This window comes from Streptomyces sp. NPDC054796 (assembly GCF_053611545.1).
This window is the reverse complement of sequence record NZ_JBSHAO010000029.1, coordinates 42,947-65,390: the sequence shown is the minus strand read 5'-3', so window position 1 is coordinate 65,390 and position 22,444 is coordinate 42,947. Positions and strand designations below refer to the sequence as shown.

The following is a 22,444-nucleotide window of genomic DNA, read 5'->3' as shown; positions in this document are numbered from 1 at the left end:
GGTCTCCATTCTCCGTGCACGGGCCGGGGGCCGGGTTCTCGCGGAGGGGTGCGGGTTCTCGCGGAGGGGTGCGGGGCGGGCGTCCGCGCGCGCCGGTGGCTACTCCCGGCGGTAGACCGGCGGGCGCTTCTCCGCGAAGGCGCGGGCGCCCTCCTTCGCGTCGGCGGTGGAGAAGACGGGCCAGCCGCGCTCCAGTTCGGCGGCGAGGCCCTCTTCTTCGGTCATCTCCGCCGTCTCGTACACCGACGCCTTGACGGCCTCCACGGCAAGCGGCCCGCAGGCGTTGATCTGCTCGGCGATCTCCAGCGCCTTCGCGAGGGCTTCGCCGTCGGGGACGACGTGCCCGATCAGCCCGACGGACCGCGCCTCCTCCGCGCTGTAGGAGCGGCCCGTGAGCAGCATCTCCAGCGCGTGCGTACGGGGGATCTGGCGCTGGAGGCGTACGGTCGAGCCGCCGATGGGGAAGAGGCCGCGGCGCACCTCGAAGAGCCCGAAGGTGGCGCTCTGCCCCGCGACCCTGATGTCGGTGCCCTGGAGCATCTCGGTGCCGCCCGCCACGCAGTGGCCCTCGACGGCGGCGATCAGCGGCTTGCGCGGCCTGTGGTGGCGCAGCATCGCCTTCCAGTGCAGGTCGGGGTCGGCGTTGAGGCGGTCGCGGTACGGGTCCTCGTCGCCGCCTGCCATGCCCTTGCCCGCGAGGGCCTTGAGGTCCATGCCCGCGCAGAAGGAGGCGCCGGCGCCGGTGAGGATCAGCGAGCGGACGGTCTCGTCCGCGTCGGCCTCCAGCCAGCCGTCGTACAGGCCGACGAGCATGGGCAGGGACAGCGCGTTCCTGGCCTCGGGACGGTTCAGGGTGAGGACGAGGGTGGCTCCCACGCGCTCGGTCTTCAGATGTTCGGTGCCGCCCATGGCCGTGTCCTTCCGGTCCGCCGGTTCCAGACCTGGAACAGGTTGCAGTAGCGGGGGACCGACTTCAAGAGTTTTCTGACAGACAGTCAGATTTTCTTGCGGGGCCCCTTCCCGTCTTCCGCCGTCGGTGCTCTGATGACCGCCACGCGACACCGAGTCAGCGCGAACACACGCCGGGTCAGGAGGAGCGCCGTGGAGTACAACCTTGCCGACCTGTTCGAGTCGGTCGTCGACACCGTCCCGGACCGCGAGGCGCTGGTGTACCTGGACCACCCCGGTACCGGGGCCGAACGCCGCCTCGGCTACGCGGAACTGGACGCCGCGGCCAACCGGCTCGCCCACCACCTCGCCGACAGCGGCATCGTCCCTGGCGAGCATGTGGGCCTGCACCTCTACAACGGCGTCGAGTACGTCCAGACGGTGCTGGCCTGCCTCAAGATCCGCGCGGTCCCCGTCAACGTCAACTACCGCTACGTCGAAGAGGAGCTGGCCTACCTCTACCGGGACGCGGACCTGACGGCCCTCGTCTTCGACGGCGAGTTCACCGCGCGGGTCGCCGCCGCGCTCCCCAGCGCGCCACTGCTGCGGCATCTGATCCGGGTGGGCGAGGCCGCCGCGGGGGCGCCCGTACCGCGCGTCGAGCCCGTGCCCTTCGAGCGGGCCGAGGCGTCGGGTTCACCCGACCGGGGCTTCCCGCCGCGCTCGGGCGACGACCAGCTCATCATCTACACCGGCGGCACCACCGGCATGCCCAAGGGCGTGATGTGGCGCTCAGAGGATCTCTTCTTCTCCGGGCTCGGCGGCGGCGCGCCCACGGGCGAGCCGGTCGCCAGGCCGGAGGAGCTGGCCGAGCGGGTCGCGGCGGGCGGCGAGGGGCTGGTCTTCTTCCCGACCCCGCCGCTGATGCACGGCACGTCCACGCTCACCACCTTCATCGGCCTGAACTACGGGCAGAAGATCGTCATCCACCGGAAGTTCGTGCCCGAGGAGGTCCTGCGCACCGTCGAGCGCGAGCACGTCACCGCCGTCTCGCTGGTGGGGGACGCCATGCTGAGGCCGCTCGTCGACGCGCTGGCCGGGCCGCTCAAGGGCACCGACTGCTCCTCGCTGCTGGCGGTCTCCAGCTCGGGCGCCGTGCTCTCGGAGACGGTACGGGCGCAGTTCGCCGAACTCGTCCCGCACGCCGTCCTCATCAACAACTTCGGCTCCTCCGAGTCCGGCTTCAACGGCACCGCCACCCCCGACTCGGGTCCCGTGAAGGGCTTCCGCATCGCCACCAACTCCGGCACGGCCGTGGTCGATCCCGCGACGCTGCGGCCCGTCGAGCCCGGCGGTGAGGGCCGCATCGCGCTGCGCGGCCATGTGCCGCTGGGCTACTACAACGACCCCGTCAAGACCGCCGAGACGTTCTTCGAGGCGGACGGGGCGCGCTGGGTGATGCTCGGCGACATGGGCACCGTGGACGAGGACGGCATCGTCACCGTCCTGGGCAGGGGCTCGCAGTGCATCAACACCGGGGGCGAGAAGGTCTACCCGGAAGAGGTCGAGCAGGCCCTCAAGTCGCACCCGGACATCTACGACGCGCTGGTCGCGGGCGTTCCCGACGAGCGCTGGGGCAGCCGCGTCGCCGCCGTGGTCCAGATCCGCGAGGGCGCGCCCCGGCTCTCCGAGGACGAGGTGCGGGAGCACTGCCGCGCGCATCTCGCGGGTTACAAGATCCCCCGCACCGTCGTCCTCAGCGACCACATCCAGCGCTCCCCCAGCGGCAAGGCCGACTACCGGTGGGCGAAGGCGGTGGCGGAGAGGGCGCGCGACGATGCGTGACGGTCCCGGCGCGCCAGGTGGCCCGCCGGAGGCGCCGGACCCCTTCGCGCCCGCCCGGCTCGGGCCGCTGACGCTGCGCAACCGGGTGCTGAAGGCGGCCACGTTCGAGGGACGTACCCCGCGCGGCCTGGTGAGCGAGGAGCTGATCGCCTTCCACCGCGCCGTCGCCGCTGGCGGCGCGGCGATGACCACCGTCGCCTACTGCGCCGTCGCGCCTGAGGGCCGTACCGAGCGGCGGCAGATCCATCTGCGGCCCGAGGCCGCGCCAGGGCTGCGCGCGCTGGCCGACGCCGTGCACGCCGAGGGTGCCGCCGTCTGCGCGCAGGTCGGGCACGCGGGCCCCGTCGCCGACGCGCGCTCCAACCGCCTGCCCGCGCTCTCCCCCGCCCGCCGGATCAGCCCCCTCACGGGGCGTGCGACGCGGGCCGCGACGGAGGAGGACCTCGCACGCGTGACGCGTCAGCACGCCGAGGCCGCGCTGCTGGCCGCGGAGTGCGGATTCGACGCCGTGGAGCTGCACTTCGGCCACAACTACCTGGTCAGCGCCTTCCTCAGCCCCCGCCTCAACTCGCGCGCCGACCGCTGGGGCGGCCCGCTGGAGAACCGCGCCCGGCTGGCCCGGCAGATCGCGCGGGCCGTGCGGGAGCGGGTCGGCGAGCGGATCGCGGTGACCGCGAAGCTGAACATGCGGGACGGGGTGCGGGGCGGCCTGGAGGTGGCGGACGCGCTGCGGGTGGCGCTGCTGCTCCAGGACGACGGCTGCCTGGACGCGCTGGAGCTGACCGCCGGCAGCTCGCTGGCCAACCCCATGTACCTCTTCCGCGGGGACGCGCCCGTGAAGGAGTTCGCCGCGGTCTTTCCCCCTCCGGCCAGGCTCGGGGTCCGGCTGCTGGGGCGGTTCTTCCTGCGTACCTACCCGTACGAGGACTGCTACCTGCTCCCGCTGGCCCGGCGCTTCCGCGCCACGCTCGACATGCCGCTCGTCCTGCTCGGCGGCATCACGGGAAGCGCCTCGCTGGCCCGCGCGATGGACGAGGGGTTCGAGTTCGCCGCGATGGGGCGGGCGCTGCTCATGGAACCGGGGCTGGTGTCCCGTATGCGCGAGGAGGCGGGAACGGGGGCGGGAACGGGGGCCGGGGCGGGTGACGGTGGGGTCCGTTCCGCGTGCGTCCACTGCAACAAGTGCGTGCCGACGATCTACAGCCGCAGCCGCTGCGTGCTGGTGGACCCCACGCCCTGAACCGGCGAGGGGTCCGGGGCCCCGTGTGCTGGGGCGCCCGGACCGCGCCGGGTCAGACGATGACGTTCCCGTTGAAGACGCCGAGTTCCTCGCGGTACAGCTCGACCGGCACGCCGTTCGGGTCGCGCAGATACAGGCTCTCCTCCACGCCCCGGTCCGGGCCCGCGTAGCCGATGCCCGCCTCGTCGAGCGCCTTCCTGGCCGCCGCGTGCTGTGCGTCGTCCACCGAGAGCGCCAGGTGCTGGATGCCGCCGACGGTCTCCTCGAAGGGCGGGTGGTCGTGTCCTGGGAAGTCGAAGAACCCCAGCAGGTTGCCGTGCCCGATGTCGAAGAAGAAATGGCTGGAGCCGCTGTAGTCGCGGTTCTCCACGATCTCGACGAGCGGGAAGCCCAGCAGCTCCTGGTAGAAGCGGATGGTCTCCTCGACGTCCCGGCAGATGAACGCGACGTGGTGGACCCCGCGCGCCGTGGTCCGCGGGCGCCGGTCCTCCGCCAGCAGATAGCGGTTCCGCAGCTCGTCCCTGCGGACACGCAGGGCGTCCAGCTCCGCTCCTGTGGGCTCAGGCATTCCGTCTCCTCCGAGATTGATTCGCTCTTCAACAAGACTGCACCCTCGGAGTGCCTTCCGGCGAGAACGGCTCACCGCGCGCGTCACGTATCTTGAGGCCACGGCGGGGACGCGGGGCACAGGACGGCAGAGCGACAGGGCGAGAGCGCGAAGGGAGCAGCGTGGTGAAGGACGGCGACGAGGGCACGGGGCAGGCGGCCCGCCCCAAGCGGGCTGACGCCCGGCGCAACGAGGAGTCGCTGCTCGACGCGGCTGCCGCCGTCTTCGTCGCGTCGGGCGTCGAGGCGCCGGTGCGCGACATCGCGGCCAAGGCGGGTGTCGGGGTGGGCACGATCTACCGGCACTTCCCCACCCGCGCCGATCTCATCACCGCCGTCTACCAGCACCAGATCGACGCCTGCGCCGAGGCCGGGCCGCGGCTGCTGGAGACCAGCGCGACCCCGCACGCCGCGCTGGCCCGCTGGATCGACCTCTTCGTGGACTTCCTGGTCACCAAGCACGGGCTCGCCGCCGTGCTCCAGTCCGACAGCCCCGGCTTCGAGACGCTGCACTCCTCGTTCCTCGACCGCCTCGTGCCCGTCTGCTCCGAGCTGCTCGAAGCGGCGGCCGGGGCCGGTGAGGTCCACTCCGACCTGGGGGCCTACGAGTTGATGCGCGGCGTCGGGAACCTGTGCATCGGCGCGGAGGGCGACTCCCGCTACGACGCCCGTCGCCTGGTCGCCCTCCTCATCGCCGGGCTGCGGCAGCCACAGGGCTAGGAGCCACCCGCGCCCGTGCCCGTAGCCCCGTCCGTCTCCGTGAGGAACGTGAGCACGGCCGAGGTGAACTCCTTCGGGCGGTCCTCGTGCACGAGGTGTCCGCCGTCCTCGATCGTGACGAGCCGGGCGTCGGGGATGCGCTCGGCCATCGCCACCAGGTCCTCCTGGGGCAGATGGCTGCTCGGGCCGCCGCCGATCAGCAGGGTGGGCGCGGTGATCGCGTCGAGCCGCTCCCACCAGGCCGGGTCGGGCGCGTTGCGCTGCCGTACGAACTGGGTCTTGACCTCCCAGTCGAACCGCGCGTCCCCCACGGGCGCCTCGGGCACCTCCAGCGGCGAGTCGGGGCGCCGCAGCGCGCCGGTCTCCTCCAGTACGAGGCGTTCGACGCGTTCCGGGTGGTGCTGGGCGAGGAGGTAGGCGACGACCGAGCCGTAGGAGTGCCCTATGAGAACGACGCGCTCCAGGGCGAGCGCGTCGAGGAAGCCCAGCACGTCGTCCCGTACCTGTTCCAGACCGTACTCGCCCGGCCATTCGCTGCGGCCGTGGCCGCGCAGGTCCAGGGCGTAGAGGGGGTGGGAGGCGGCGAGCTGGGCAACGAGGGGGCCGCGCCAGTCCTCGCCGTCCTCGCCCAGACAGTGCAGCAGCACGACCGGGCTGCCCTCTCCCGTGCCCACGCCCCAGGAGCGGTAGGCGAGCTGGATGCCGTTCGCACGTACGGTGCGTACTTCATCAGTCATGTGGGCGACACTACTCTCCGTGTTTCGACTCCACCGGGCCTCTGGCCAGCTCGGAACGCCGGTAGGAGTACGCGAAGTACACGACGAGTCCGAGCGCGAACCAGATCGCGAAGCGTACCCACGTCTGCCACGCCAGGAACGTCGTCAGCCAGAGAGAGAAGACGACGCCGAGCGCGGGCACGACGGGCATGCCGGGGCAGCGGAAGGTGCGGGGCAGGTCCGGGCGGCGGTAGCGCAGCACGATGACGGCGACGCAGACCACGACGAAGGCCAGCAGGATGCCGATGTTGGTGAGTTCGGCCGCCTCCTCGATCGGCAGGAAGCCCGCGATGAGGGCCGAGCCGACGCCGACGATCCAGGTGACGCGGGTGGGCACCCGCCGGGTGGGGTGGGTCTTCGCGAACCACTTCGGCAGCAGCCCGTCGCGGCTCATCGCGAACCACACGCGGGTGACCCCCAGCATGAAGGTGAACATCACGGTGAGGATGCCGATGATGGCGCCGACGGCGATGACGTCGGCGATGCCGCTCATGCCGATGGACTTGAAGGCCGTGGCGAAGCCGCTCTCCTTGTCGATGTCGGTGTAGTGCTGCATGCCGGTGAGGACCAGGCAGGCCAGCACGTACAGCACCATCGAGATGGCCAGCGAGTAGACGATGGCCTTGGGCATGTGGCGCTGCGAGTCGCGGGACTCCTCGGCCGCCGTGCTCATCGCGTCGTAGCCGAAGACGGCGAAGAAGACGGTGGCGGCTCCCGTGAACGCGCCGCCGACGCCGTACGGGAAGAACGGCTCCCAGTTCGCGGTCCTGACGTGGAAGAAGCCGACGACGATGACCAGCAGGACGACCAGGACCTTCAGGGCGACCACGACGGTCTCGAAGCGCGCGGCGCTCTTGATGCCACGCGTCAGCAGGAACGCGATCAGCAGACACAGCACGGCCGCGAACAGGTCCACCCGGTGTCCTTCGCCCGTGCCGGGGGCGCCGAGCATCCAGGCGGGCAGCTCGGCGCCGGCCGAGTCGACGAGGAACGCGAAGTAGCCGGAGATCCCGATGGCGACGACGGCCACGATCGCCGTGTACTCCAGCAGCAGGTCCCAGCCAATGAACCAGCCGCCGATCTCGCCGAGCACCGCGTAGCCGTACGTGTAGGCCGAGCCCGCCTTCGGGATGAGCCCGGCGAACTCCGCGTAGGACAGGGCCGCCGCCGCGCTGGCGATGCCCGCGATGAGGAAGGAGACCAGGACGGCCGGGCCCGCCTTGCCGTTGGCGACGGTGCCCGCGAGGGTGAAGATGCCCGCGCCGATGATGCCGCCGACGCCGATGGCGGTCAGGTGCCAGAGGCCGAGCACGCGGGTGAGCTGTTCGCCCGAGCCGCCCTCGGACTCCTCGATGTGCTCGATGGGTTTACGGCGCAGTACGCCCTGTCCGCTCCAGAGTCCGGCCATGGGGGACCTCTCCCTCTGCGCTGATGACGCCGATCACGCGGTCACGCGGTCACGCGCTCTGTGACGACTCCGATCGGTGGATCATCTTGGACCCGGGCGGCGGGCGGGGGAAGAAGCCGCACGGGACCTCTTCCCCGCATCCCCCGTACGGGCCGTCACAGCGAGCGTTCCCTGCCCTCCCAGTACGGGGCGCGCAGCCGCCGCTTGTAGAGCTTGCCGTTGGGGTCGCGCGGCATCTCGGTGACGAAGTCGACGGACTTCGGGCGCTTGTAGCCCGCCAGGCGCTCGGCGCAGTGGTCCAGGACGGCGCGTTCCAGTGCGGGCCCCGCCTCGTGGCCCGGCGCGGGCTCGACGACCGCCTTGACCTCCTCGCCCCAGTCGTCGTGCGGGATGCCGAAGGCCGCCGCGTCGGCGACGGCGGGGTGCGTCAGCAGCTCGCCCTCGATCTCGGCGGGGTAGATGTTCACGCCGCCCGAGATGATCATGTCGATCTTGCGGTCGCGGAGGAAGAGATAGCCGTCCTCATCGAGGAAGCCGAGGTCCCCGACGGTGAAGAAGTCCCCGATCCGGTTCTTCCGCGTCTTGCCCTCGTCCTTGTGGTACGAGAAGCCGCCGGTGCTCATCTTCATGTAGACGGTACCCAGTTCGCCGGGCGGGAGCCGGTTGCCCTCGTCGTCGAAGACGGCCAGCTCGCTGATGGGCCAGGGGCGGCCCACGGTGCCGGGCTTCTTCAGCCAGTCCTCGGCCGTCGCGAAGGCGCCGCCGCCCTCGCTGGCCGCGTAGTACTCCTCGACGCAGTGCCCCCACCACTCGATCATCGCCCGCTTGACGTGGTCGGGGCAGGGCGCCGCACCGTGGATGGCGTGCCGCATGGAGGAGACGTCGTAGGCGGCCCGCGTCTCCTCGGGGAGCGCGAGGAGGCGGTGGAACTGGGTGGGGACCATGTGCGTGTGCGTGCAGCGGTGCGCGTCGATGAGGCGGAGCATCTCCTCGGGCTGCCACTTGTCCATCACCACGAGACGGTGGCCGATGTGCAGGGCCGCGCCCGCGAACTGGAGCACGGCCGTGTGGTAGAGCGGCGAGCAGACGAGGTGCACGTTGTCGTCGAAGGGCTTGATGCCGAAGATGCCGAGGAAGCCGCCGAGGTAGGTCTCCTCCGGTTCCTTGCCGGACAGCGGGCGGCGGATGCCGCGCGGGCGGCCCGTCGTGCCCGAGGTGTAGTTCATGACCCAGCCGCTGGTGCGGTCCCGGGGCGGCTCGGACGGCTGGCCCTTCAGGAGTTCGGCGTACGGCCTGAACCCGGCGGGCGCGGCGGATCCGGACCCGGAGCCGGAACCGGCGCTCTCCGCGACGCCGAAGCGGCCCGACGGCGGCAGCCCGGCCTCGTCGGCCGCGGCAGCCGCGGCCTCCGCGAACCGCTCGTGCGCTATCAGCACCTTGGCGCCCGAGTCCGCCACGATCCAGGCGATCTCGGGGGCGACGAGGTGGTGGTTGACGGGCACCATGTAGAAGCCCGCCTGGGAGGCGGCCAGATAGGCGGTGAGGAACTCCACCCCGTTGGGCAGCACGACCGCGAACGCGTCGCCCGGTTTCAGGCCCGCCGCGCGCAGCCCGCCGACCAGGCGGTTGCAGTCGGCGTGCAGGCCCTCTGCGCTCCACTCCTCCCCGTCGGGCGCGACGAGCACGACGCGCCCGGGATCCTGCGCTGCCTGGGCCCAGAAGCCGTTCGGCGGCTGTGACATGGCGGGGAACCTCCTCGGGCTCTGCGGACTGGTGACGGATCAGGCGGCCTCGGGTCAGGCGCGTCCGGCGATGCGGTCGAGCCGGTCGATGGCGCGCTCGAAGCCGCGCGTGAGGTCGTCGAAGACGGCCTGGACGCTGCGCTCGGAGTTCATGGAGCCGACGATCTGGCCCACGGGCGTGCCGAGCAGTGCCTCGGTCTCGTGGTGCTGGATACGGGAGTTGGCCTCGGCCACCAGCAGCCCCTGGAGCGGCATCGGCAGCGTCCCCGGGCCCTCCGGGCCGTCCCAGGCGTCGGTCCACTCGGTGCGCAACTGCCGCGCGGGCTTCCCCGTCAGCGCGCGGGAGCGCACGGTGTCGCCGGAGCCCGCCGCCAGCAGCTTCTCGGTGAGCCTGCGCGAGTGCATCTCGGCCTCGTGTGTGGTGAGCCAGACCGAGCCGAGCCAGGCGCCCTGCGCGCCGAGGGCCAGCGCGGCGGCGATCTGCTCGCCGCTGCCGATGCCGCCGGCGGCGAGGACGGGCAGCGGGTCCACCGCGCGGACCACCTCGGGGGTCAGCACCATGGAGGCGATCTCTCCCGTGTGGCCGCCCGCCTCGTAGCCCTGCGCGACCACGATGTCGATGCCCGCCTCCTTGTGCCGCTGCGCGTGCCGTGCGCTGCCCGCGAGCGCGGCGACGGGGATGCCGCGGCCGTGTGCGCGCTCGACGACATCCGGTGGCGGGGAGCCGAGCGCGTTGGCGAGCAGCTTGACGGGGTAGTCGAAGGCGACGTCGAGCTGTGTGCGGGCGACGCTCTCCATCCAGCCCGTGATGCGCCAGCCGCCCTTCTCCCCCTCGGGCAGCTCGGGGACCTCGTGGCGGGCGAGGAGGTCGCGTACATACTGGCGGTGCCCCTCCGGGATCATCGCCTCGACCTCGGCCTCCGTCACCCCCTCGACCTTCTTGTGGGGCATGACGACGTCGAGCCCGTAGGGCAGCCCGTCGGTGTGCGCCTGCACCCAGTCCAGATCGCGTTTCAGCTCGTCCCCTGCGGCGTAGCGCACCGCCCCGAGCACGCCGAACCCGCCGGCCCTGGTGATCGCGGCGGCGACGGCGGGGAACGGCGTGAAGCCGAAGACGGCGTGCTCGACACCCAGCTTCCTGCTCAACTCCGTCTGCATGGGCGCAGGATGCCGCAGAGGGGCGTACGAGGGAAGAGATTTTCTGATGCAGCGTCAGTTTTCCCGGGGAACGTTTCCCGGGGACGTTCCCGGAGCCACCGCCGTCACCGTCACACGACGTCCCTCGCGTGCCGCGCGTCCCTCTCCAGCACCGCCATGGCGGCGTTGTGGCCCGGTACGCCGCTCACTCCCCCGCCGCGCACAGCGCCGGCGCCGCACAGCAGCACGTTCGGGTGGTCCGTCGCCACGCCCCAGCGCCGCGCCTCGGGGGAAGGGCCCGCGTCGCCCCGGCCCCGGCCCTGGTCCTCGCCGTACGCCGGGCCCGCGTCCTCCAGATACGGGAAGGACAGGTCGCCGTGGAAGATGTGCCCGCCGGGCAGGCGCAGCTCGCGCTCCAGGTCGTGCGGGGTCTTCGCCTCGACGCATGGTCTGCCGTCGGCGTCCTCGGCCAGGCAGTCGGCGATCGGCTCGGCGAGATGCGTGTCGAGCTGCGCGAGGGTGGCGGCGAGGTACTCGTCGCGGACCGCCGCGCTGTCGCGGACCCCGCCCCGTCCCCCGTCGCGCCCTGTGAACCCGCGCTCCGGGGCGAGCAGCCCGAACAGCGTCAGCGTCTGATACCCCTGCCCGGCCAGCTCGGTACCGAGGATCGAGGGGTCGGTGAGGGAGTGGCAGTACAGCTCGGACGGCGGGGTGCGGGGCAGTCCGCCGTCGTACGCCTGCCGGTACGCCGTCTCCAGCTCCCCGTAGCCCTCGGCCACATGGAACGTGCCCGCGAACGCCTCGTCGGCCGTCACTTCGGGGTCCTTCAGCCTGGGCAGCCGGCGCAGCAGCATGTTCACCTTGAGCTGGGAGCCCTCGGCCGGTGCCGGGCCGTCCTCGTCGAGGAGCGCGGCGAGGGCCTGCGGCGAGGCGTTCACCAGCACGTCCCGCGCCGGCACCATGCCCTCGCGGTCTGCGGTGCGGAAGTGCACCTGCGCCGTGCGGCCGTCCGTCTCGACGCGGTGCGCCTGGTGCCCGGTGGCGATCTCGGCGCCCGCCGCGCGTGCCGCGTCCGCGAGCGCGTCGGTGAGCGCGCCCATGCCGCCCACCGGTACGTCCCAGTCGCCGGTGCCGCCGCCGATCACGTGGTAGAGGAAGCAGCGGTTCTGGAGGAGCGACGGGTCGTGTGCGTGGCTGAAGGTGCCGATCAGGGCGTCGGTGAGCACGACGCCCCGTACGAGGTCGTCGGCGAAGTGCTCCTCGATCGTCTCCCCGAGCGGGCGCGCGAACAGCGCCCGCCACGCGGCGTCGTCGTCCACGCGCGCCCGCAGTTCGGCCCGCGTGGGAAGGGGCTCGGTGAGGGTGGGGAAGACGCGTTCGGCGACGTGCCGAGCGCGCGCGTAGAACCGCTGCCACGCCTCGAACTCCCGGTCCCCGCCGGTCAGCCGCGCGAAGGACTCCCGAGTACGCGCCTCGGCCCGGCCCCCCTCACCGCCCACCAGCAGCCCGGTCGGGCGCCCGTCGCGCACGGTCGGCGTGTACGAGGACACCCCGCGCCCGCGCACGGCGAACCGCAGCCCGAGATCCTCGGTGATCCGCCGTGGCAGCAGGCTGACGAGGTACGAGTAGCGCGACAGCCTGGCCTCGACCCCGGCGAAGGGCCGCGTGGAGACGGCGGCGCCCCCGGTGTGCGCCAGCCGTTCGAGGACGAGGACGCGGCGCCTCGCGCGAGCGAGGTAGGCGGCGGCGACGAGGCCGTTGTGTCCGCCGCCGACGATGACGGTGTCGTACGAGGCACGGTGTGGCATGACCCTTGCTAACACGGCCCCGCGGGTCCGGCCCAGACCGCAGGCGCCGCCCCCACGCCACCGGGCGCGCCACTCCCCCCGTGTGGCGGTACGCCCCCGTCACGGGCGTTCCCTGGACGGTTGCGACCGTCAGGCTGTGTTCCCGGTGGCGGGTGAGTCCTGGGCGGACAGCTCTACGGCCAGTTCCAGACAGCGCAGGCGGGCCGCGGAGAAGTCGTAGGGCATCTTGCCGACGGCTTCGACCACGCTCATGGAGTCGGCCTCCCGCCTGCCGGGGCCGGAGCCGGGGCCGGCCTCGCCCTCGCCCTCGCCCTCGCCGTCGTCGGCGTCGGCGTCGGCGTCGGCGTCGGCGGCAGGGTGCGAAGTGTCCCAGGCGTCGAAGAGCGCATCGTCGTCCTCGTCCAGGCCGGACTCCTCGATGACGGCCTGTAGCGCGCTCTCGAAGGCGTGCCGCTCGGCGGCCACTTGAGCCACCCGCGGGTCGTCGACGGCGACGCTGTCGTCGAGTGCCTCCTCGGCCTCATCGACGCGGTCGGATTCCTCGCGCAGAGCGGGATGCGTGGCCAGGGCGACGAAGCGGGTGGCCTGGACGGCCGCGCCGAGCGGGCCGAAGATCCGCTCGGTGACCAGCAGACTGTCCAGGTCCGCCTGCCGCAGGGAGCCCTCGGGCAGGCTCTTGAGGCGTTCGGTGACGACGTCGGAGAGCAGGCCCATCCGGCTGCCTTCGGTGCGCATCCGCCGCACGGCGGTCCGCTGCCGCCGCAGTTCCGCCTCCTGCTCGGCGAGGGTTTCCTCCAGCCGCTCCAGGATGTCCGCGATGCCGTCTCCGCTGTCCGCACCGGCGGAAGCGGTGCCGGTGGTGAAGGCGTCACGGATGTCGTCCAGGGCGATCCCGGCGTCGGCCATCTTGCGGATCCACAGCAGGCGGATCATGTCCTCGTACCCGTAGCGGCGGCGGTCGTCGCCGCCCCGCTCGGGCTCGGGGAGCAGGCCGATCTCGTGGTAATGGCGAATCGCCCGTGGCGTGCTGCCGGCGAAGGCCGCCGCGTCACCGATCTTGACCTGACGGGGTGGCACGAAGGACGGATGCATGAGCGGGGACCTTTCCGCAACGGACCGGGACGTGGGTCAACGGGACCACATGCCGCTACGGAAGGTGCAACCGCCTGCACAAACCCCCTGCACACCGCCCCGCGCCCGTGCCGGGTACCTGGAAGACGGCCTACCCGCGGCGGCCTACCCGCGGCGCGTCGCGACGCGGCGGTAGAGGGCGACCGCCTCGCCCGCGCGGCCGAGCTGTTCGAGGCAGTGGGCCTCGTCGATCCTGCTGGCGAGCGCGTCCGGATGCTCGCCGCCCAGCACCCGTTCACGCGCCGACGCCACCTGCCGGTACGCCTCGAGCGCCTCGGCCCAGCGCCCGAGCCAGCCCAGGCCGACGGCGATCTCGCGGCGGCTGACGAGCGTGTCGGGGTGGTCGCGCCCGAGGACGCGTTCCCTCATCGCGCAGACCTCGCGCGAGGTGGCCAGCGCTTCCTCCCAGCGGCCCAGCCGCCCGAGGTTGACGCCCAGGCCGTGCCGTGCGCGCAAGGTCTCCGGGTCCGTGGGGCCCTGGGCCCTGGCGCGTGCGGACACCAGATCGCGGTACACCTCCAGCGCCTCGGCCGAGCGCCCGAGCTTGCCCAGGCCCACGCCGCTCTCGTAGCGCGCGGCGAGCGTGTCCGGGTGGTCCGGGCCCAGGACGCGGGAGCGGATCGCGGCGACGTCGCGGTAGATGTCCAGGGCCTCTTCCCAGCGGCCCAGCCGTCCCAGCGCGTACGCGACCTCGTAGCGGGTGACCAGCGTGTCCGGGTGCTCGGCGCCCAGGACGCGGACCCGGGCCTCGGCGACCTCGCGGGCCATGCGGTAGGAGTCCTCCAGCCTGCCGAGGCGGCTGAGGTTGAAGGCGAGGTTGTGGCGGCAGCGCAGGGTGTCCGGGTGGTCCCGTCCCATCGTGCGCTCGCGGACGGCCAGCACCGCCGCGTACACCTGGTGCGCCTCCAGGTGCCGCCCCAGCCGGCCCAGTACGTAGGCCGACTCCTGGCGCGCGGCGAGGGTGTCGGGGTGCTCGGCGCCCAGGGCCCGCTCGCGGCCAGCGGCGACCCGCTCGTACTCGGTCAGCGCCGCCGCGTGCTGTCCGAGGCGGCAGAGGGTGAAGCCGACCTCGTAGCGGCTGGCGAGGGTGTCCGGGTGGTCGGGGCCCAGCGCGCGTTCGCGTTCGGCGGCGACCGCGCGGTGCACCTCGCCCGCCTCCTCCCAGCGGCCGAGGCGGCCGAGGCTCAGCCCTGCGTTGTGGCGGCTGGCGAGGACGGCGAGCAGTTCGGGCGAGGGCGTCGGGCGCTCCCCTGCCTCGTCGGTCTCCGGCTTCCCCGCCTCGTGCGCGGCGCCGCTTCCCCATGGGTCCCCGGCCGGAGGCTGACCGGGCTGGCCGGGCTCACCGTGCTGGCCGGGGTGGACGACGAGGGGCGGCTGGGTCGGCCCCGTCACACCGCTCCACCGGCCGGTGAGCGCGGCCTGCGGCTCGGGCGGCGTGGCCATGCGCACAGACCACGGTCCGGTGGCCGTCGCGCCCGCGCCCTCGCCCATGCCCTGCGTCCAGGAGGGCAGCCGCTGGGGCGCCCTGCGCGAAGGCGGCCGTGCGCCGACGCCGGACGACGTGCCGGGCGCGCCCGCGACGCCGGAGCCACCGGAGCCACCGGAGCCCTCGTTCCCCGCCGCCCCGCCGGGCTCGCCCGCCCTGCGTACGGCCTCCAGCGCGCCCCACAGGTGTGCCGCGCTCGAAGGCCGCTCCTCGGGTTCCTTGGCGAGCAGCCCCAGGATGACCCGCTCCAGCGGCTGCGGCACCTCCGGCCTGTGGCTGCTGGGCGGATCGGGCACGGTGTCGCGGTGGCCGACGAGGACCGCCCAGGCGTCGCCGTGGTCGAAGGGGGGCACGCCTGTGGTCAGTTCGTACAGCACGCAGCCCAGTGAGTAGAGGTCGCTGCGGTGGTCCACGGCGTTGCCCGCGATCTGCTCGGGCGACATGTAGTGCGGCGTGCCCATGGCGATGCCGCCGCCGGTGAGCTTGGCCGTGAAGCCGATGTCGTGCGCGAGGCGCGCGATGCCGAAGTCGCAGATCTTGACCGTGCCGTCGCCGGTGCGCATCACGTTGGCGGGCTTCAGATCACGGTGGACGATGCCCTGGTCGTGGGTGTACGCGAGGGCCGCCGCCACCTGGCCCGCGATGTCCACGACATCGGGCACGGGCAGCGGCTGCCGATTGTTCTCGTCCAGCAACTGGCTGAGATTGCGCCCGTCGAGCAGCTCCATGACGAGATAGAGCAGCCCCTCGTGCTCGCCGAAGTCGTGCACGACGGTCACGCCCCGGTGCTGGAGCGAAGCGGCGACCCGCGCCTCGCGCCGGAAGCGCTCGCGCAGCACGCGCATGAACGAGCGGTCGTTCTGGTTCCCCGTGGGCTTGAGGCACTTGACGGCCACCCGCCGGCCCAGTGACTCGTCGCGCGCCCGCCACACTTCGCCCATGCCCCCGCGCCCGATGAGTTCGAGCAGCCGGTAACGGCCGTGGATGAGCGTGGATTCCGCCATCGCCTGATGTCGCCCCCGTCGTCAGTGCGGCCCTCCCCCTGCCCGCCCAGTATGGCTGCCGCGATCCGCCATGTGTATGCCGGAAGTCGGCACCGTGCGACGGATGACGGCGTATGGCGCGATACGGACGGGAGGCGCGGGCGCGCTCAGCGCCGGACCCGGGGCATTCCCAGGCCGATCCAGGAGATGATCTCGCGCTGGATCTCGTTGTTGCCGCCGCCGAAGGTGAAGATCACGGCGCTGCGGTAGCCGCGCTCCAGCTCACCCCTGAGCACCGCGCCCGCCGAGCCCTCCTTCAGGGGACCGGCCGCCGCGGCGATCTCCATCAGCCAGGCGTAGGCGTCTCGGCGGGCCTCGGAGCCGTAGACCTTGACGGCCGAGGCGTCCTGCGGGGTCAGGGTGCCCTTGTCGAGGGCGTCGACCATCTGCCAGTTGAGCAGCTTCATGGCGTCGAGCCTGGTGTGTGTGCGGGCGAGCAGGGAGCGCACCCAGCCGAGGTCGACGACGCGGCGCCCGTCGCTCAGCTTCGTCTCCGCCGCCCAGCGCCGCACGTCGTGGAAGGCGCGGATCGCCATGGTGCCGTGGGCCGCCAGCGTCACCCGTTCGTGGTTGAGCTGCGTGGTGATGAGGCGCCAGCCCGCGTTCTCCTCGCCGACGCGCCGGGTGACGGGGACGCGGACGTTCTCGTAGTAGCTGGCCGTCGTGTCGTGGGAGGCGAGGGTGTTGATGAGGGTGCAGGAGTAGCCGGGGTCGGACGTCGGCACGAGGAGCAGGGTGATGCCCTTGTGCGGCTTGGCCTCCGGATCGGTGCGGACGGCGAGCCAGACCCAGTCGGCGGTGTCGCCGTTGGTGGTCCAGATCTTCTGCCCGTTGACGACGTACTCGTCCCCGTCACGCACGGCGCGTGTCTTCAGCGCGGCCAGGTCGGTGCCCGCGTCGGGCTCGCTGTAGCCGATGGCGAAGTCGATCTCGCCGGAGAGCACGCGGGGCAGGAAGTACGCCTTCTGCTCCTCCGTGCCGAACTGCATGATCGTGGGCCCGACCGTGTTGAGCGCCATCAGCGGGAGCGGGACGCCCGCCTGGGCCGCCTCGTCGAAGAAGATGAACTGCTCGATGGCGCTCATCCCCCGGCCGCCGTACTCGGTGGGCCAGCCCACGCCCAGCCAGCCGTCGCTCCCGAGACGGCGCACGGTCTCGCGGTAGTAGCGCTTCTGCGCCGCGGGATCGTCGTAGCGGGCGTAGGCGTTGTCGGGCACGAGCCCGGCGAAGTAGCCGCGCAGTTCGGTGCGCAGCCGCTGCTGCTCCGGCGTGTATTCGAGGTGCACGGTGACCCTGCCCTTCGACGGCTGAGGGCGGTGACCGCTCCGGCGTCGCGTCCACCGCTTCCGGCGGCGCACACCGTAGAACGTGTTCCACCACAAGGGAATGCCGACGACCGGGGAATGGTGGCCGGGATCGCCGACCAGGGGTCAGCGCGCGGGCGGGGCCCAGTCGTCGGGGCAGGCGCGGGCCGCTGAGCCGTAGACGTAGTCGACGAAATTGCGCAGGTCCTGGACCCACAGCTGCATGTCGTGGCCGCCGGAGCCCGTGCAGTAGCGGTGGGTGACGCCGCGGTCGAGGAGCGGCTGGTGCAGTGCCTGGTTCCAGCCGTACACGTCCGTCTCGCCCGTGCCCGCGTAGAGCGCGAGCCTGCCGTCGTACGCGCGGTACGAGGCGGCGCTGCCCGCCACCTGTACGGGGTTGAAGGCCGCCCAGTCCGACGGGGGCCCGAACACGGTGGACATGCGGTAGGCCGTGCCGCCGGTGACGCGGTAGGTGCCGTCGAGCAGGCCCGTCGTCGCGAACGAGGCGCCGTAGACCCACATGGAGTCGTTGACGATCCGCTGCGCGTCGGCGGGGCGTATGTCGGTGCCGCCGGAGAAGGAGCCGATCGCGGAGAACAGGTCGCTGTACGTCGCGCCGTACTTCAGCGCGCCCAGCCCGCCCATGGAGGCACCGGCGATGGCACGGCCCGAACGCCCCTCCCTGGTCCCGAAGTTGGCGTCGATCCACGGCAGGAGCTGACGGATGTGGAAGGTCTCCCACTGGGGCGCGAAGTTGCCGTCGGTGTGCCCCTTCCAGTCGCTGTACCAGCCCGCCCTGCCACCCTCGGGCATCACGACGATGCCCTGGAACGCCGTGCCCCTGAGCGTCTCGGCGATGTCGCCGCCGCCCGGCTCGGACCACTGCCCGACGTCGGCCGCGCCGCCGTGCAGCAGATACAGCACGGGGTAGTCCCCGGCCGGGTCGTAGCCGACGGGGAGGAGGACGCGGGCCTTCACGGGCTTGCGCACGGGGTCGATGGAGGGCTGCCCCGGACCGGCCGCCCGGTAGACGGCGTCGGTGCGGAAGGTGGCCTCGCCGAGGCGCCCTTGGTGGCCCGGCACCTCGGACCAGGACAGCAGGTCGAGACCGTGCGAGTCGGGCGCTGGCAGCGGCGGGAGCGCGGCGGCTTCGGCGCTCGCCTGCTGCCCCGGCAGCCCGGCGAGGACCAGCCCGACGGCGAGCGCGACGGCGGCGGACCAGGCGCGGACGGTCAGCGGGCGGCGACGGCGGTTGCGGCGACGGGGCGCGAGCCGCCCGTCGTGGTCCTCGCCGGACTGCCGGGGTCTGCGCGCGGTGGCGCGCTTCGCGGACGGACGCATGACGTCTCCTTCGCTGGTCCCTCGCTGGTCCCTCGCTGGCGCCCGACGGGCCCGCCCCCGGCCGGTACCGCGAGGAAGGGCCCGCTGAGCCGGGCCGGTTCGAGAGGACCGTAGGCCGGGCCCGCGCGCCCCCGCATCCAGCGGACGGTGGGTCCGGCGGGCACGGCGGAGGGAACCAGCGGGGTAGCCGCGTCGCACCAGCACGGTAGGCACGGTGATCGCGGGGCGGTGGTGGCGCGGTAAGGCGGCCCCTCACGCCCTGGCCCGGAGGTAGGGCCCCGGCCCCTTCAGGGTGCGGTGGATGGGCGCGGTCGCCGTGTGGCGCAGTCCGGGCAGCTTCGCCACCGACTCGGTGAGATAGCGGTAGAAGAGCGGCGCGCTCGGGACGTCGACGCTCGCGAAGAGATTGGCCGTGCCCGTCACGGCGGCGGCGAAGGCCACCTCGGGGTGCGCGGCGAGCGCGGCGCCCGCTTCGGCGAGGCGAGCGGGGTCGATCTCCAGCCACAGCACGGCCCGGAAGTCCCGGTGCAGGACGTCCGGGTGGTACTCGACGTCGAAGTAGAGGACGCCGCTCGTCCTGAGTTCCGCGATACGGCGGCGCACCGTCGACGGCGACAGGCCCGTCGCGGCGGCCAGTTCGCCGGGGGCCGCCCTCCCGTCGCGCGCCAGCAGGTCGAGCAGCTGCCGGTCGCCGTCGTCCAGCACCACGGGTGACGCGGCCTCCGCCACCCGTTCGGGCGTCTCCGGGAAGGCGAGCAGCGCGACCTGCTCGGGCGTCAGCGGCCCGCGCTTGGTGAGCGGGCTCAGGTCCTGGCCGAAGTAGACGTGCAGCAGGCAGTGCGCCGACACGTCGACGACCTGGGGCGTACGGGGCAGCTTCTCCAGCAGCAGGGTCTCCTCCAGGCCAGGGCCGCGGGTCCGCACCGAGCAGTTGATCTCCGTACCGCCCGAGCTGAGGTTGACCCACGTCGTGTCCGTACGCCGCGCCATCGCCGCCCCGATGGAGAGCGCCGCGTCGGGCGCGCACCGCACGCGGACGACCCACAGCGCGTCGCCCAGCCGCAGCGGGTCGGTCAGGCCCAGGACCCGCAGCTTCCCGGCGGAACGCAGCCGCGCCCAGCGGCGCGCCGCGGTCTGGTCGGACACGCCGAGGGCCTCGGCGATCTCCCGGAACGAGGCGCGGCCGTTGATCTGGAGCGCGTGCGCGAGCGCGGTGTCCTCGTCGGACAGCCCACGGACCACGGGGTGACCGGTACCGGTGTCGAGATACGTCTTCATGAACCCGATTCTGTCGGATCCGCGCACGAGACCCCTTCTGGCTCAGCGAAACGCCTGCCGACTGCTCACACTCGCCGGAGAAAACACACCAGGGCGCACCACGTCCGCCGCACCGGTCCCGCAAGAGCCCGGTCCCGGACAGCGCGCCCGACTCGAACGGAGAACCCGATATGCGCAAGTGGTGGCCCCTGCTGGCGGTCTGCCTGGGCGCCTTCATCCTGCTGGTCGACGTGACCATCGTGAACGTGGCACTGCCCCGCATGGCCGACGACCTCGACGCGTCCTTCACCTCGCTGCAATGGGTGATCAACGGCTACACCCTCGCCCTCGCAGCGCTGCTCCTGGCCTCCGGCTCCCTGGCCGACCGGTTCGGGCACCGGCGGCTCTACGTCTACGGACTGGGCCTGTTCGCGCTGGCCTCCGCCGTGTGCGGTCTCGCGCCCTCAGCAGAGGTGCTGATCGCCGCACGCGTGATGCAGGGCGTCGGGGGCGCCGCCATGTTCGCCACGGCGCCCGCGCTGCTGCTCTCCTCCTACCAGGGCAGGGACCGGGGGACCGCGTTCGGCGTGTGGGGCGCGGCCAACGGCGCCGCAGCGGCGGCGGGCCCCCTGCTCGGGGGGCTGCTCACCGAGCATCTGAGCTGGCCCGCGATCTTCTGGGTCAACCTGCCGATCGCCGCCGTCGCCATCGCGATGACGCTGCGGGTCATCCGAGCGGACCGGCCTGCGGGCGTACCCGGTGCGGGCAGCGCGGACGGCGCGGGCGCACCGGCCCGTATCGACGTGCCGGGCGCGGCGGCCTTCACCGTCGCCGCCGGTGCGCTCACCTATGGGCTCATCCGCGGCGGGGAAGCGGGCTGGTCCTCTTCCCTCACGCTGGGCGCCTTCGCCGTCAGCGCACTGGCGCTCGCGGTGTTCGCCGTCGTCGAGCACCGCACGGCGCGGCGCGGCGGTACGCCGATGCTGGATCTGGCGCTGCTGCGCCGCCCGTCGTTCGCCGGGCTGATGGCGGGGGCGCTGCTGCTCCAGGGCGGCGCGTTCGGCTGCCTGGTGCTCGTCTCGCTGTGGCTCCAGTCCGTACTGGACCTCACCCCTGTCGCGGCGGGCCTCGCCCTGACCCCGCTGGCCGGGGCCTCGTTCCTCGTCGCCGCCGTGTCGGGGCGGCACATCCAGCGGCTCGCGCCGCGACTGCCGATCGGCCTGGGCCTGCTGTGCGTCGCGGCGGGGATGCTGCTGCTGCGTGCGGGGATGTCGGCCGACGCGGGCTGGGCGTCCCTGACGGGCGGCCTGGTGGTCACGGGTGTCGGCGTGGGCCTGGCCACGCCCGTGCTGGTCTCGGCAGCCACCTCCACCGTGCCGCCGCGACGGGCTGGCATGGCGGGCGGCGCGGTCAACACCTTCCGCCAGCTCGGCATGACCCTGGCCATCGCGGTCCTCGGCGCGGTCTTCACCAGCCGGACGGCCACCGCGCTCGCCGGGCCCGGCACGGTGCCAGACCCTGACCGGGGTGCCGCCGCGCTGGCCGCGGGCCAGGCGGGGCACCTGCTGGAGGCGTCGCCTCCGGCGCACCGCGACGCCGCCCGCCACCTGGTGCACCAGGCGTTCGCCGCCGGACTCGACCGCGTCTTCCTGCTGGCGGCCCTCGCGGCGGCCGTCGGCGGGGTACTGGTGCTGGCGCTCGTACGCCCTTCGGGCCGGGCGTCGGACCGGGCCGCGTCCGCGGGAGCGCCCGGAGAGACACCCGCAGCCGATGGCGCAGCCGTCACCCCGAAGCGTGACGGCCGGCAGGACCGGGGCCGACGCCGGGTGTCCTCGGGAGTGTGAACCGGCAGGCGCCGGGCGGCCGGTTCACCGGGCGGGAGGGCCCGGAGGCTCAGCGGGCCGGGGCGACGGCCTCCGCCGGGACGCCGGAGCCACCCCCGGCCCCGGCCCCCGGCCCCCCGGCAGCCGCTTCGCCCCGTGCACGGCGGCGATGATCCGGACCGAGAGCTCTGCCGTCATGGCGCCGGACCTGCCGGCGACGGGGGCTTCACCGTTCGCCGGGGGCACCCGTGTCCCGGTCGCCGTCCGCGCGCGTCAGTACGGCGCCGGTGACGAGGTCGAAGAGGTGGTTGGCGCGGGGTGCGAGCGCGGATTGATCGCCGACCCACGCGAGCATCGCGATCAGGGCGAAGAGGTCATCACCGTCGATGTCGTTCCGGGCCGCGCCTGTGGCCTGAGCCCGGGTGAGGAGCCGGGCACCGGCCGCGCGCAGGGTGACGCACGAGGCATGCAGGGCGGATTCGGGGTCCTCGATGGCCGCGGCCATCAGTACGGTCACCCCTCGGTACTCGGTTGTCCAGGCGACGCAGTCGCGCACCCATGAGACGAGAGCGTCCTCGGCCGTGTGCGCCGTCTCAAGCTCGCTCGCCCTGGTCGTCAGGTCACCGAAGCTCGCGTGGAGCAGGCCCTCCAGGAGCGCCTCGCGCGTCGGGAAGTGCCGCAGCAGCGTCGCAAGGCCGACACCGGCTCTGCGCGCGATGTCGCGCATCGACACGTCGATGCCCTGCTCGGCGATGACGGGACCCGCCACGGCGAGCAGATGGTCGCGGTTTCTCTGCGCGTCGACTCGCATCGGTCTCCTCACTTGACTAAGTGGTTCACTGATCCATATATTCGGATCAGTGAACCACTTACGTGGACCACTGATCCG

Annotated in this window: 17 protein-coding genes; 4 read left to right on the top strand and 13 right to left on the bottom strand. The window is 72.9% G+C overall.

The window, feature by feature from the left end:
• Positions 1-99: 99 nt before the first annotated feature.
• Positions 100-909, bottom strand: coding sequence for a crotonase/enoyl-CoA hydratase family protein (locus tag ACWGJ2_RS23585; protein ID WP_453348164.1), 810 nt, complete (start codon positions 907-909; stop codon positions 100-102).
• 192 nt (positions 910-1,101) lie between these two features.
• On the opposite strand from ACWGJ2_RS23585, the gene ACWGJ2_RS23580 reads away from it, so the two are divergent.
• Entirely contained in the window at positions 1,102-2,733 is a 1,632-nt protein-coding gene (locus ACWGJ2_RS23580) for an acyl-CoA synthetase (protein WP_453348163.1), read from the top strand.
• Entirely contained in the window at positions 2,726-3,973 is a 1,248-nt protein-coding gene (locus ACWGJ2_RS23575; RefSeq protein WP_453348162.1) for an NADH:flavin oxidoreductase, read from the top strand. The genes ACWGJ2_RS23580 and ACWGJ2_RS23575 overlap by 8 nt, the downstream gene beginning before the upstream one ends.
• Positions 3,974-4,025: 52 nt before the next feature.
• Here the strand turns inward: ACWGJ2_RS23575 and ACWGJ2_RS23570 are convergent, their stop codons facing one another.
• Complete coding sequence (locus ACWGJ2_RS23570; RefSeq protein WP_453348161.1) at positions 4,026-4,541, bottom strand: VOC family protein; 516 nt, start codon at positions 4,539-4,541, stop codon at positions 4,026-4,028.
• Positions 4,542-4,705: 164 nt separating this feature from the next.
• On the opposite strand from ACWGJ2_RS23570, the gene ACWGJ2_RS23565 reads away from it, so the two are divergent.
• The gene (locus ACWGJ2_RS23565) at positions 4,706-5,299 is read left to right on the top strand and encodes a TetR/AcrR family transcriptional regulator (protein ID WP_453348201.1); all 594 of its coding nucleotides are present in this window, start codon (positions 4,706-4,708) and stop codon (positions 5,297-5,299) included.
• On the opposite strand, the gene ACWGJ2_RS23560 is transcribed toward ACWGJ2_RS23565, so the two are convergent.
• The 10 genes from ACWGJ2_RS23560 to ACWGJ2_RS23515 all read right to left on the bottom strand — a co-directional run bounded on the left by ACWGJ2_RS23560 (position 5,296) and on the right by ACWGJ2_RS23515 (position 19,753).
• Positions 5,296-6,036: an alpha/beta fold hydrolase gene (locus tag ACWGJ2_RS23560; RefSeq protein WP_453348160.1), complete on the bottom strand. Its 741-nt coding sequence runs from the start codon at positions 6,034-6,036 to the stop codon at positions 5,296-5,298. The genes ACWGJ2_RS23565 and ACWGJ2_RS23560 overlap by 4 nt on opposite strands.
• 10 nt (positions 6,037-6,046) lie before the next feature.
• Positions 6,047-7,483, bottom strand: coding sequence for an amino acid permease (locus ACWGJ2_RS23555; RefSeq protein ID WP_453348159.1), 1,437 nt, complete (start codon positions 7,481-7,483; stop codon positions 6,047-6,049).
• 155 nt (positions 7,484-7,638) lie between these two features.
• A complete protein-coding gene (locus ACWGJ2_RS23550; protein ID WP_453348158.1) occupies positions 7,639-9,225 on the bottom strand; it encodes an acyl-CoA synthetase in 1,587 nt (528 codons plus the stop codon).
• Between the two features lie 54 nt (positions 9,226-9,279).
• On the bottom strand, positions 9,280-10,383 hold the full coding sequence (locus ACWGJ2_RS23545) for an NAD(P)H-dependent flavin oxidoreductase (protein ID WP_453348157.1): 1,104 nt from the start codon (positions 10,381-10,383) through the stop codon (positions 9,280-9,282).
• A gap of 110 nt (positions 10,384-10,493) precedes the next feature.
• The gene (locus tag ACWGJ2_RS23540) at positions 10,494-12,170 is read right to left on the bottom strand and encodes a phytoene desaturase family protein (protein WP_453348156.1); all 1,677 of its coding nucleotides are present in this window, start codon (positions 12,168-12,170) and stop codon (positions 10,494-10,496) included.
• Between the two features lie 129 nt (positions 12,171-12,299).
• The gene (locus ACWGJ2_RS23535; RefSeq protein ID WP_453348155.1) at positions 12,300-13,262 is read right to left on the bottom strand and encodes a MerR family transcriptional regulator; all 963 of its coding nucleotides are present in this window, start codon (positions 13,260-13,262) and stop codon (positions 12,300-12,302) included.
• Positions 13,263-13,406: 144 nt separating this feature from the next.
• Entirely contained in the window at positions 13,407-15,791 is a 2,385-nt protein-coding gene (locus ACWGJ2_RS23530) for a tetratricopeptide repeat protein (protein WP_453348154.1), read from the bottom strand.
• Between the two features lie 146 nt (positions 15,792-15,937).
• On the bottom strand, positions 15,938-17,116 hold the full coding sequence (locus ACWGJ2_RS23525; protein ID WP_453348153.1) for an acyl-CoA dehydrogenase family protein: 1,179 nt from the start codon (positions 17,114-17,116) through the stop codon (positions 15,938-15,940).
• 144 nt (positions 17,117-17,260) lie between these two features.
• Positions 17,261-18,475 (bottom strand): alpha/beta hydrolase, encoded by a 1,215-nt coding sequence (locus tag ACWGJ2_RS23520; protein WP_453348152.1) that lies wholly within the window; start codon positions 18,473-18,475, stop codon positions 17,261-17,263.
• 252 nt (positions 18,476-18,727) lie between these two features.
• Complete coding sequence (locus ACWGJ2_RS23515; protein WP_453348151.1) at positions 18,728-19,753, bottom strand: Lrp/AsnC family transcriptional regulator; 1,026 nt, start codon at positions 19,751-19,753, stop codon at positions 18,728-18,730.
• A gap of 170 nt (positions 19,754-19,923) precedes the next feature.
• Between ACWGJ2_RS23515 and ACWGJ2_RS23510 the strand changes: the two genes are divergently transcribed.
• Positions 19,924-21,576, top strand: coding sequence for an MFS transporter (locus ACWGJ2_RS23510; protein ID WP_453348150.1), 1,653 nt, complete (start codon positions 19,924-19,926; stop codon positions 21,574-21,576).
• Positions 21,577-21,781: 205 nt separating this feature from the next.
• On the opposite strand, the gene ACWGJ2_RS23505 is transcribed toward ACWGJ2_RS23510, so the two are convergent.
• Positions 21,782-22,366: a TetR/AcrR family transcriptional regulator gene (locus ACWGJ2_RS23505; RefSeq protein WP_453348149.1), complete on the bottom strand. Its 585-nt coding sequence runs from the start codon at positions 22,364-22,366 to the stop codon at positions 21,782-21,784.
• Positions 22,367-22,444 lie beyond the last annotated feature (78 nt).

Excerpts from the sequence above, each read along its gene's own strand:
- ACWGJ2_RS23550 (WP_453348158.1), bottom strand. The coding sequence starts at position 9,225 with ATGTCACAGCCGCCGAACGGCTTCTGGGCCCAGGCAGCGCAGGATCCC.
- ACWGJ2_RS23545 (WP_453348157.1), bottom strand. The coding sequence starts at position 10,383 with ATGCAGACGGAGTTGAGCAGGAAGCTGGGTGTCGAGCACGCCGTCTTC.
- ACWGJ2_RS23510 (WP_453348150.1), top strand. The coding sequence starts at position 19,924 with ATGCGCAAGTGGTGGCCCCTGCTGGCGGTCTGCCTGGGCGCCTTCATC.
- ACWGJ2_RS23570 (WP_453348161.1), bottom strand. The coding sequence starts at position 4,541 with ATGCCTGAGCCCACAGGAGCGGAGCTGGACGCCCTGCGTGTCCGCAGG.
- ACWGJ2_RS23575 (WP_453348162.1), top strand. The coding sequence starts at position 2,726 with ATGCGTGACGGTCCCGGCGCGCCAGGTGGCCCGCCGGAGGCGCCGGAC.
- ACWGJ2_RS23560 (WP_453348160.1), bottom strand. The coding sequence starts at position 6,036 with ATGACTGATGAAGTACGCACCGTACGTGCGAACGGCATCCAGCTCGCC.
- ACWGJ2_RS23505 (WP_453348149.1), bottom strand. The coding sequence starts at position 22,366 with ATGCGAGTCGACGCGCAGAGAAACCGCGACCATCTGCTCGCCGTGGCG.
- ACWGJ2_RS23555 (WP_453348159.1), bottom strand. The coding sequence starts at position 7,483 with ATGGCCGGACTCTGGAGCGGACAGGGCGTACTGCGCCGTAAACCCATC.
- ACWGJ2_RS23530 (WP_453348154.1), bottom strand. The coding sequence starts at position 15,791 with ATGGCGGAATCCACGCTCATCCACGGCCGTTACCGGCTGCTCGAACTC.
- ACWGJ2_RS23585 (WP_453348164.1), bottom strand. The coding sequence starts at position 909 with ATGGGCGGCACCGAACATCTGAAGACCGAGCGCGTGGGAGCCACCCTC.
- ACWGJ2_RS23540 (WP_453348156.1), bottom strand. The coding sequence starts at position 12,170 with ATGCCACACCGTGCCTCGTACGACACCGTCATCGTCGGCGGCGGACAC.
- ACWGJ2_RS23535 (WP_453348155.1), bottom strand. The coding sequence starts at position 13,262 with ATGCATCCGTCCTTCGTGCCACCCCGTCAGGTCAAGATCGGTGACGCG.
- ACWGJ2_RS23520 (WP_453348152.1), bottom strand. The coding sequence starts at position 18,475 with ATGCGTCCGTCCGCGAAGCGCGCCACCGCGCGCAGACCCCGGCAGTCC.
- ACWGJ2_RS23515 (WP_453348151.1), bottom strand. The coding sequence starts at position 19,753 with ATGAAGACGTATCTCGACACCGGTACCGGTCACCCCGTGGTCCGTGGG.